The following is a 9,893-nucleotide window of genomic DNA, read 5'->3' as shown; positions in this document are numbered from 1 at the left end:
AGCGCGCCGTCAGGTTGAGAGTCAGGCGTCCGCGCGTTCGTGTGTCCACTCCGCCGCCGGCCTTGGTCGCGAGCGGGTAGACATAGGTCGCCCAGTCGCGATCGACGTCGAGTTCCTGGTAGTAGACGATGCGGACGCGCTGCTCGGCCTGGGGGAGGGGCGGATAAAGGCCGCCGGATCACGGCTGAGCCGCTCCATCCGCGTCTTGTCGCCGAGGATCGAGCCACCCGAGCGCGCCGAGGAGGGATCGACCGCCAGCACCGCCACCCGCAGGCCCTGCGCGGTCAGCATCATGCCGAAACTCTCGATAAAGGTGGATTTGCCCACACCGGGCGTACCCGAAAGCCCAATGCGCACCGCCTGTTTGCCTGCGGATTTCAACGCCTCGATCAGGGCTGCGGCATGGGCGCGGTGGTCGGACCGCGCGCTCTCGATCAAGGTGATTGCGCGCGCCAAGGACCGCCGGTCGCCGGCGATGATCCTCTGTGCGATGTCGGCAATATCCATGCGCTGCCCTTCCTCTTGTCGCCCGCCTTCATGCCTTGGCCCCATGGGCCTTGTCCAGAGGCGAGAGGCGGGCAAGCCTCTGGCCAAGGGCGCGCCGATGCCCGATAACGCGGGGCATGACGCCCGATCTTCCCATTCAAGAGGCCATTCCGGCCCTCATCGACGCGCTGCGCACGCGCGGGCGTGCCGTGCTGCAGGCCCCGCCCGGCGCAGGCAAGACCACGGTTGTGCCGCTCGAGATGCTGCAAGCTGGTCTCACTGAGGGGCGTATCCTGATGCTGGAACCGCGCCGCCTTGCCGCCCGAGCGGCGGCTGAGCGGATGGCGCAGAGCCTTGGGGAAAATCCCGGTGAAACCGTCGGTTACAGGGTGCGCGGCGAGGCGCGCGTGGGGCCGCAGACGCGGATCGAGGTGGTGACAGAGGGAATTCTTACCCGCATGATCCAGTCGGACCCGGAGTTGCGCGGCGTGGGCGCGGTGATCTTTGACGAATTTCACGAACGCTCGCTCAATGCCGATCTGGGGTTGGCGCTCTGCCTTGAGGTGGCAGGGGCGCTGCGCGAGGATCTGATCCTGCTGGTCATGTCCGCCACGCTCGATGCTGCGCCGGTGGCGCAGCTTATGGGGGATGTGCCGGTCATCACCTCGGAGGGGCGCAGCTATCCGGTCGAAATCCGCTGGCGCGACCGTCCCCGGCCCAAGACGCGGCGGTTCGAGGAGGCATTGGCCGATCTGGTGAGCGAGGCCGTGGCCGAGACCACGGGCGGTGTTCTTGTCTTTCTGCCCGGCGAGGGGGAAATTCGCCGCGCTGAGGCGCTCTTGCGCTCGCGCCTGCCTGTGGGGTGCCACCTGCGCCCGCTTTTTGGCGCGATGGAGTTTGCCGCGCAGCGCGCCGCGATTGCGCCGGTCACGGAAGGGCGCAAGATCGTGCTGGCGACGTCGATTGCCGAAACCTCGCTGACCATCGAGGATATTCGCGTGGTGATCGACGGGGGCCTGGCGCGGCGGGCGCGGTTCGATCCCGGTTCGGGCATGTCGCGGCTGGTCACAGAGCCTGTGACGCGCGCCGAGGCCACGCAGCGGGCGGGGCGCGCGGGGCGTGTGGCCGAGGGGCGGTGCTATCGGCTCTGGACACGCGGCGAAGAGGGCGCGTTGCAGGCCTATCCCCCGGCGGAAATCGAGGCGGCGGATCTGGCGGGGCTGGCGCTGGAGCTTGCGCTCTGGGGCGCTGCCCCTCAGGATTTGCCGCTACTGACGCCGCCCAATCCCGGTGCCTATGCCGAGGCGCGCGCGCTGTTGGAGATGCTGGGCGCGCTCGATGCCACAGGCCGGATCACGCCGCATGGCAAGGCGTTGGCGGCGCTGCCGCTGCATCCGCGCTTGGCGCATATGCTGGCGTCTGCGGGGCCAGAGGCGGCGACGTTGGCGGCGCTCTTGGCCGAGCGTGATCCGCTGGGGCGCGGCGCGCCTGTTGATCTGGCGCTGCGGCTGAGTGCGGTGCGCGACCTGCGCGCCTTTGAGGCGCGCTATGTCCATGCCGTCCATCGTGGCCCGCTGGAGCGGATCAAGACCGAGGCGCGGCGTCTGGCGGCGCAGACCAAGGGGAGGGGGCAAGGCGGGCGTAGCGATGCCGAATGTGCGGCCCTTGCCTATCCGGACCGGATCGGCCTGCGCCGCAAGGGCGAGGCCCCGCGCTATGTGCTCTCGGGGGGCAAGGGCGCGGTTCTGCCCGAGGGCGATCCGATGGCGCAGACTCGGTTGATCGTGGCGACCGATCTGGATGGCGACCCGCGCGAGGCGCGTATCCGGCAGGCCATCGCGATTTCCGAGGCGGAAATTCGCGGGCTCTTTGCCGACCGGATCGCGTGGCAGGATGTCTGCCTCTGGGATCGACGCGAGCGGCGGGTGGTGGCGCGCAAACAGGAACGGTTTGGCGCGCTCGTGCTGGATGATCGGCATTGGACCGACGCGCCAGAGGAACGCATTGCGCGGGCCATGCTGGACGGGGTGCGTGATCTGGGTCTGACGTGGAGCGATCCCGCCCGGCGCTTTGTCGCGCGGGTGCAGCTATTGCGCGACGGGGGCGCGGACCTGCCGGACATGTCCGAGGCGGCGCTGATCGAGACATTGGACGACTGGCTCTTGCCCTATCTTCGAGGGGTGCGCAGCGCGCCGGAGTGGAAGCGGTTCGAGATGCTCGATGCGCTGCGCGCGCGGCTGGATTGGGACCAGATGCAGATGCTGGACCGGGCGGCGCCTGCGCAGTTCACTACGCCCTTGGGTCGGAAAATCCCCATCGACTATAGCGGCGAGTATCCCGAGATTACCCTGCGGTTGCAGGAAATGTTCGGCCAGACCACCCATCCCACCGTCGGGCGCACGCCGTTGCGCGTGACGCTGTTGTCACCGGGAAATCGCCCGGTGCAGACCACGCTCGATCTGCCGGGGTTCTGGGCCAGTTCCTATGCGGATGTGCGCAAGGACATGCGCGGGCGCTATCCGCGGCATCCTTGGCCCGAGGACCCGACCGAGGCCGATCCCACCCTGCGTGCCAAACCCCGCAACATCCCGTGATTTGAATTCTGCGGCCAAATGTCTTATATCCTGATGTCAGACAAACTTGCCCGAGCAGAGCAAAACCAAAGTGAACCAGATCTTTCCCCAGACCGCGCCCGGCGCGGTCGATGACGCCATATATCTGCCGCGCAGGCAGGTGGCGGCGCTGTGCTGGCGCAAGCACAAGGGGCGCAAGGAGGTTCTGTTGATCACCAGCCGCGACACCGGCCGTTGGGTGGTGCCCAAGGGCTGGCCCATCGAGGGGTTGACGGATGCGCAATCTGCGCTGCAAGAGGCATGGGAAGAGGCGGGCGTGCGCGCCGATGCCGACAAGGCGCGGTTGATCGGATGCTTTGCCTATGAGAAGGCGCTGCGCGATGGCCGTTCATTGCCGGTCGAGGCCAATCTCTACAAGGTGCGATTGCGCGACGACGAGGTGCGTGACCGTTTCCCCGAAGCACGCGAGCGGCGGCGCATGTGGGTCACGCCGCGCAGGGCAGCCAAGATGGTGATCGAGCCAGACCTGCAGGATATTCTGCGGCGGTTCTGATCCGGGTTATTTCGGCATCAAGACCCAGTAATCCAGATCCAGCAACACATGCGGCAGGTGTTTGCCATCTGCACCGCGCAGGGTAAAGGGCGCGCCGCCCTTGGTCGCCACCAGTCTCAGGCGCAGCGCCCCCACCCCCGGTGCAGCGGTATCCGTGCGGTCCAGAACCTCGGACCAGGCGCGCACGGTATCGCCTGCAAAGCACGGGTTGGCGTGGCTGCCTGCGTTGATCGCCACGATCATCTGGGCATTGGCGAGGCCATTGAACGACAGCGCCCGCGCCATCGAGATCACATGCCCGCCGTAAATCAGCCGCTTGCCATCGGCGCGCGGTGTCGCGTCGAAATGCGTCTTGGAGGTGTTTTGCCAGAGGCGTGTGGCCATCATATGCTCGGCCTCTTCAATCGTCACGCCATCGACATGGTCGATCTGCTCTCCCATCTCGTAATCGCCCCAGCGATGCGGCTCTCCGGCGAGGGTGAAATCGTAATGCGTGAAGTCTAGGCCCGCGGGGATAATGAGATCGCTTGCCGCGACGCAGGGCGCGGTATCCGGCACGTGATCTGCGGGGGCGGGGACCGCCTCATCGCGTTTGCGCACCATGACCCAACGGACGAATTCCATCACCGGCAAGTCGTGCTGATTAAAGCCAGTGGTGCGCACATAGACCACCCCGGTCTTGCCCGAGGAATTCTGCTTGAGGCCGATCACCTCGGACTGCGCGCGCAGCGTGTCGCCGGCATAGACCGGGCGCAGCCACCGCGCCTCGGCATAGCCCAGATTGGCCACGGCATTGAGCGAGATATCGGGCACGGATTTGCCGAATACGATATGGAAGGCCGCCAGATCGTCAATCGGGCTGGCGGGCAGGCCGCAGACATGGGCGAATTCATCAGAGGAATAGATCGCATGGCGCGCTGGATAGAGGGCGTGATAGAGCGCGCGCTCGCCCCCCGACACGGTGCGCGGCACCGCATGGCGGATCACCTGCCCAAGCTCGTAATCCTCGAAAAACCGGCCCGTATTGGTCTTGGCCATGCTTACTGTTCCCCCAGCTTCATATCGGGCGTGTAGGTGCCGTCCTTGTCCTTGACCACGGCCTGACCGCAGCGCATCACGCCATTGGCGGCATCAAAGGCATAGGTCGGGTCGCCATAGAGCGACCAGCCGTTGTTGAGCGCAGCTGTCACCTTGTGGCAGAACTCCGACGTGTCGTCGGCGCTGAGAAATCGGTAGAGTTTCATGGTTCACCCCGGAAACGGCCAGACGCCCAGCCAGTTGTGAATGGCGGTCATGATCAGGAAGAGCACGATCGTAATGACCACGAGAAGGATGTCGCGCTTGGCCTCGCCGGGTTTCGGGCGGTTCCAGTCTTCGGATTTGTTGATCATCACCACCTCGAGCACCGCCCAGATGAGCAGCCCGCCAAAGAGGATGAGCGAGGCGAGATCGCCATTGACCAAGAGATGCGCCACCGCCCAGACCTTGACCGCTGTCAATTGCGGATGGCGCATGGCCCCGCGCAGCCGCCCCTTGGTGGCGCTCATGCCATAGAGAAACACCGCGCCAAGCATCATCAGGTTGTTGACATGCACCGTCCAAGTTGGGGGATACCAGACGTTGATGACGTCCGCCTGCCGATAGCCGATCACCATCAGCACCAGACCGGCGAGGATACCGACAGCGGCAATGCCCTTGCCCGCGTTCCCCAGACTTGCGCGCAGGTCGGGGGCCACCCGTTTGAAAAGATGCGCCGCGATCCAGAGGATCAGCCCGAGGATGAGGTAAACCATGGTTGCTACTCCGCTGCCATTTCCCGTATCGCCTGAGCTTTGGCCAGAATACGCTGTGCGGACACGACGTGCAGGTTCTCGACAATCTGCCCGTCCACCACGGCAATCCCCTGACCCGAGGCGCGGCTTTCTTCATAGGCTGCGATCTGGCGTCCCGCCAGTTCAATTTCGGAATTGGTGGGGGCAAAGGCGGTGTTGGCGATTTCCAACTGCGCCGGATGGATCAGCGTCTTGCCGTCAAACCCAAGGTCGCGCCCCTGCTCACATTCGAACTTGAGCCCGTCACCATCGCGAAAACGGTTATAGACCCCGTCCACCGCCACGATCCGCGCCGCGCGCGCCGCCATCACGATCATCTGGAGCGAGGCCCAGAGCGGCATCCGGTCGGCGCGCACCCGGCAGCCGAGATCCTTGATCAGGTCATTGGTGCCCGCCACCAGCCCTGTCACCTGTCGGTGTGCCGCGATTTCGCGGGCATTGAATACGCTGATCGGTGTTTCCATCATGGTCCAGACCGGCAGGTCCGTGCCGATCACATCCGACAGATTGTCAATATCCGAAGGCGTGTTGACCTTGGGCAAGAGGATCGCATCGGCCCCGGCGTCACGCAGGGCGCGGGCATCCTCCAGCCCCCATTCGGTCGTGAGCGCGTTGATCCGCACGATCTTGTAGCGATAGCCATAGCCGCCCTGCCGAAGCGCCTCGACCAGCGTGGCGCGCGCGGAGGCCTTGGCATCGGGGGCCACCGCATCCTCGAGATCAAAGATGATCGCGTCGGTGGGCAGGTCGCGCGCCTTTTCCAAACCGCGCTCTTTCGAGCCTGGGATATATAGCACCGAACGGTAGGGATGCATGCTGCTGTCCATGGGTCTGCCCTTTGATGGATTCTGTCTGCGGTAATAATCTTGCGCAGGAATGGCATTTTTCGGCGGAAATGTTCAAGCGATTTCTCGCCGCGATGCAGCGATGTAGCGGTTCCATTGCGGCGTCCGGGTTCATTAACCCCTTGTTCATCTCTCTTTCGGCATGATGGGCGCGCGACGGCCGGGGGGCCAACCCAAGAGAAAGGGTGACTGATGATCAAGACAGTGATGGCCGGTCTAGGCGCTGTGGCGCTGGCACAAGCCCCGGCGCAGGCGCAAACCGGGGCTTGCGCCCCGCGCGACATGGTGGTGCAGCGCCTGGCCGATGCCTATGGCGAGACGCGGCAATCCATGGGGCTGGGGGCCAACAACATGGTGGTCGAGGTCTTTGCCAGTGGCACCTCGGGCAGTTGGACCATCACGGTGACGGGCAGCGATGGTGTTACCTGCCTTGTGGCCAGCGGTCAGGCCTATGAGGCCACCGCCGAAACCGAGCCCAAGCCGGGCAAGGGGGCCTAGAACATTTAGAACAGCCCGTCCCAGATCAGTTTGATCCCGGTGATCGTGAGCAAAACGTAAGTGACGGCAAAGAACGCGCGTTCCGGCATGATCCGGTGCGCGCGCACGCCAATCCATGCCCCCAAGAGGGCAAAGGGCGCAAGGATGATGTCGATTGTCAGCGTTTCCCGCGTGAAGAGACCCAGCATCCCGTAGGGCACCGCCTTGACGATGTTGAAGACAAAGAACATCAGCACCGTGGTCGCCTGATAGCGCGTCTTGTCGAGCCCGCGCGATAGCAGGTAAACCGCTGCAGGTGGCCCGCCCGCGTGGCTGACAAAGCTGGTGAAACCGGCCACCAACCCCGCCAGCACCCCGCTCCATCCCGGCAAGGGCGCATGCCCCCGGCGCATCACCCGCGCCCGCAAGACCGTCTGCCAGAGCACAAAAATCAGCGCGATCCCCCCGATCAGCAGGCGCAGCAGATCCGCATCCGCCATGCGGTAAAACGCCATGCCAAGACCGATCCCCGGCACTCCGCCAAGGATCAGCATCGTCACCTCGACCCGCCCCCATTGCCGCCAGTAGGGGCGCAGGGTGGCGACGTCGATCAGCATCAGAATGGGCAGCATGATGCCGAGGGCCATCGCCGGTGGGACAAAGAGCGCCAGAATCGCCGCCCCGGCAAAAGACGCGCCAGAGCCGAAGCCGCCCTTGGACACCCCCGCCAAGAGCGCCGCGAACACCCCGATTGCAATCACCTCGACGGTCATCGTCCCGGCTCCTAACCTCTGCGCCTGCCTGCACTTTCACGGTATACGACCGCATCCCGCTGTCACGCCGAAAATCCGCCGCAGTGCAGCACTCTTGCAAGATCATTAAATTCGGACTAGGCCCAAGCGCAACTTTTCAACCGACGGAGAATGATCCAATGGCCAGACCCAAGATTGCGCTGATCGGCGCCGGACAGATTGGCGGCACGCTCGCCCATCTCGCCGCGCTCAAGGAACTGGGCGATATCGTCCTGTTCGACATCGCCGAAGGCACCCCCGAGGGCAAAGCGCTCGACATCGCGGAATCCGGCCCCTCCGAAGGGTTTGACGCGACGCTCAAGGGCACGCAGTCCTATGCCGATATCGCGGGTGCCGATGTCTGCATCGTCACCGCCGGTGTGCCGCGCAAGCCGGGCATGAGCCGCGATGACCTCTTGGGCATCAACCTCAAGGTCATGAAATCCGTGGGCGAGGGCATTGCCGCCAACGCGCCCGATGCGTTTGTGATCTGCATCACCAACCCGCTCGATGCGATGGTCTGGGCGCTGCAGAAATTCTCGGGTCTGCCCGCGCACAAGGTCTGCGGCATGGCGGGCGTGCTGGATAGCGCCCGTTTCCGCCACTTCCTCAGCGTTGAATTCAACGTCTCGATGAAGGATGTCACCGCGTTCGTTCTGGGTGGGCATGGCGACACGATGGTGCCCTCGGTGCGCTATTCGACCGTCGCAGGCATTCCCCTGCCGGACCTGATCGAGATGGGCTGGACCACGCAAGAGAAACTCGACGCCATCGTGCAGCGCACCCGTGATGGCGGTGCCGAGATCGTGGGCCTTCTGAAGACTGGTTCCGCCTTTTACGCCCCTGCGACGTCGGCGATCGAAATGGCCGAGGCCTATCTCAAGGATCAAAAGCGGGTTCTGCCCTGTGCGGCCTATTGTGACGGCGAATTCGGCCTCAAGGACATGTATGTCGGCGTGCCGACCGTGATCGGCGCGGGCGGGATCGAGCGGATCGTCAACATCAAGCTCAACAAGGACGAGCAGGACATGTTCGACAAGTCAGTCGATGCGGTCAAAGGTCTGGTCAAGGCCTGCAAGGAAATCGACCCCTCGCTGGTGTGATCACCTGCGGTCAACGCTTCTGGATCAGGGCCGACACGCGTTCGGCCCTGATTCTTTTTGGTGCAACCTCTGGGCCAATTTGCGTTTTGTGATCACACGATTTGGCCGTGTGATCACAAAATGACGATTTTCGCGCCAAAACCTGCCATTCCGCAAAAAACGATTTATACAGCCGCAGGATATATGCCACACCCTGTCCCAATCGCAGCAAAACGGGACAGTTTGATGAATATCCATGAGTATCAGGCGAAAGCCCTGCTTCGCTCTTACGGCGCCCCGGTGTCGGATGGCCGCGTGGTTCTGCGCGCCGAAGAGGCCAAGACCGCCGCAGGCGCGCTTGATGGCCCGATCTGGGTGGTCAAGGCGCAAATCCACGCCGGTGGCCGTGGCAAGGGCAAGTTCAAGGAAGCGGGTGCTGGTGAGGCCGGTGGTGTGCGTCTGGCCCGTTCCGTCGAAGAAGCCGCCGAAGAGGCCAAGCGCATGCTGGGCCGCACCCTCGTGACCAAACAGACCGGACCGGCGGGCAAGCAGGTCAACCGCATTTACATCGAGGATGGCTCGGGTATTCAGACCGAGATGTATCTGGCCCTCTTGGTGGATCGTCAGACCAGCCGCGTGTCCTTTGTCTGCTCGACCGAGGGCGGGATGGACATCGAAGAGGTCGCCGAAAAGACGCCTGAAAAGATCCTGTCGTTCAGCGTCGATCCTGCGACCGGCTATCAGCCGTTCCATGGTCGCCGCATCGCGTTCAACCTTGGTCTCACCGGCGGTCAGGTCAAGCAATGCGTCAACCTCATGGGTATTCTCTACAAGCTCTTCCTCGACAAGGACATGGAGATGCTGGAGATCAACCCGCTGATCGTGTCGGACAAGGGTGATCTGAAATGTCTCGACGCCAAGATGGGGTTTGATTCCAACGCCATTTACCGCCACGCGGACATTGCCGAGCTGCGCGACACGACCGAAGAAGACCCCAAGGAGCTTGAGGCCTCGAAATACGACCTCAACTACATCGCGCTGGATGGCGAGATCGGCTGCATGGTCAATGGCGCGGGCCTGGCGATGGCCACCATGGACATCATCAAGCTCTACGGGGCGGAGCCTGCCAACTTCCTCGATGTGGGCGGTGGGGCGACCAAGGAGAAGGTCACCGAGGCCTTCAAGATCATCACCTCCGATCCGCAAGTGAAGGGCATCCTCGTCAACATCTTCGGCGGCATCATGCGCTGCGAT

At 63.9% G+C, this 9,893-nt stretch carries 10 protein-coding genes and 1 pseudogene; 5 read left to right on the top strand and 6 right to left on the bottom strand.

What is annotated here, in order from left to right; translation table 11 throughout:
- Nucleotides 1–150: 150 nt before the first annotated feature.
- Nucleotides 151–507: pseudogene (locus tag KBT70_RS16310) on the bottom strand (methylmalonyl Co-A mutase-associated GTPase MeaB); the annotation flags it as partial.
- Nucleotides 508–623: 116 nt separating this feature from the next.
- Here KBT70_RS16310 and hrpB point away from each other — a divergent pair.
- Complete coding sequence (gene hrpB / locus KBT70_RS16305) at nt 624–3,080, top strand: ATP-dependent helicase HrpB (RefSeq protein WP_296636437.1); 2,457 nt, start codon at nt 624–626, stop codon at nt 3,078–3,080.
- Between the two features lie 70 nt (nt 3,081–3,150).
- Nucleotides 3,151–3,612, top strand: a complete 462-nt coding sequence (locus KBT70_RS16300; protein WP_296636434.1) for an NUDIX hydrolase — start codon at nt 3,151–3,153, stop codon at nt 3,610–3,612.
- Nucleotides 3,613–3,618: 6 nt separating this feature from the next.
- Here the strand turns inward: KBT70_RS16300 and KBT70_RS16295 are convergent, their stop codons facing one another.
- The 4 genes from KBT70_RS16295 to KBT70_RS16280 are packed head-to-tail and all read right to left on the bottom strand — an operon-like array spanning nt 3,619 to nt 6,271.
- A complete protein-coding gene (locus tag KBT70_RS16295; protein WP_296636432.1) occupies nt 3,619–4,650 on the bottom strand; it encodes a MaoC family dehydratase in 1,032 nt (343 codons plus the stop codon).
- Nucleotides 4,651–4,652: 2 nt separating this feature from the next.
- Nucleotides 4,653–4,856, bottom strand: coding sequence for a DUF1737 domain-containing protein (locus KBT70_RS16290; protein ID WP_296636428.1), 204 nt, complete (start codon nt 4,854–4,856; stop codon nt 4,653–4,655).
- A gap of 3 nt (nt 4,857–4,859) precedes the next feature.
- Nucleotides 4,860–5,405, bottom strand: a complete 546-nt coding sequence (locus KBT70_RS16285) for an NnrU family protein (protein WP_296636425.1) — start codon at nt 5,403–5,405, stop codon at nt 4,860–4,862.
- A 5-nt stretch (nt 5,406–5,410) separates the two neighbouring features.
- Nucleotides 5,411–6,271, bottom strand: a complete 861-nt coding sequence (locus KBT70_RS16280; RefSeq protein ID WP_296636421.1) for a CoA ester lyase — start codon at nt 6,269–6,271, stop codon at nt 5,411–5,413.
- Between the two features lie 210 nt (nt 6,272–6,481).
- On the opposite strand from KBT70_RS16280, the gene KBT70_RS16275 reads away from it, so the two are divergent.
- The gene (locus KBT70_RS16275) at nt 6,482–6,787 is read left to right on the top strand and encodes a hypothetical protein (RefSeq protein WP_296636417.1); all 306 of its coding nucleotides are present in this window, start codon (nt 6,482–6,484) and stop codon (nt 6,785–6,787) included.
- Nucleotides 6,788–6,792: 5 nt separating this feature from the next.
- On the opposite strand, the gene KBT70_RS16270 is transcribed toward KBT70_RS16275, so the two are convergent.
- The gene (locus tag KBT70_RS16270; RefSeq protein WP_296636414.1) at nt 6,793–7,539 is read right to left on the bottom strand and encodes a sulfite exporter TauE/SafE family protein; all 747 of its coding nucleotides are present in this window, start codon (nt 7,537–7,539) and stop codon (nt 6,793–6,795) included.
- 158 nt (nt 7,540–7,697) lie between these two features.
- Between KBT70_RS16270 and mdh the strand changes: the two genes are divergently transcribed.
- The gene (mdh, locus tag KBT70_RS16265) at nt 7,698–8,660 is read left to right on the top strand and encodes a malate dehydrogenase (RefSeq protein ID WP_296636411.1); all 963 of its coding nucleotides are present in this window, start codon (nt 7,698–7,700) and stop codon (nt 8,658–8,660) included.
- 225 nt (nt 8,661–8,885) lie between these two features.
- The coding region (gene sucC, locus KBT70_RS16260; RefSeq protein ID WP_296636408.1) for an ADP-forming succinate--CoA ligase subunit beta at nt 8,886–9,893 on the top strand (1,008 nt) is incomplete at its 3' end.

The sequence above is a fragment of the Roseovarius sp. genome, from assembly GCF_018066915.1.
GTDB lineage: Bacteria > Pseudomonadota > Alphaproteobacteria > Rhodobacterales > Rhodobacteraceae > Roseovarius.
This window is presented reverse-complemented; position numbering and strand designations above follow the sequence as displayed.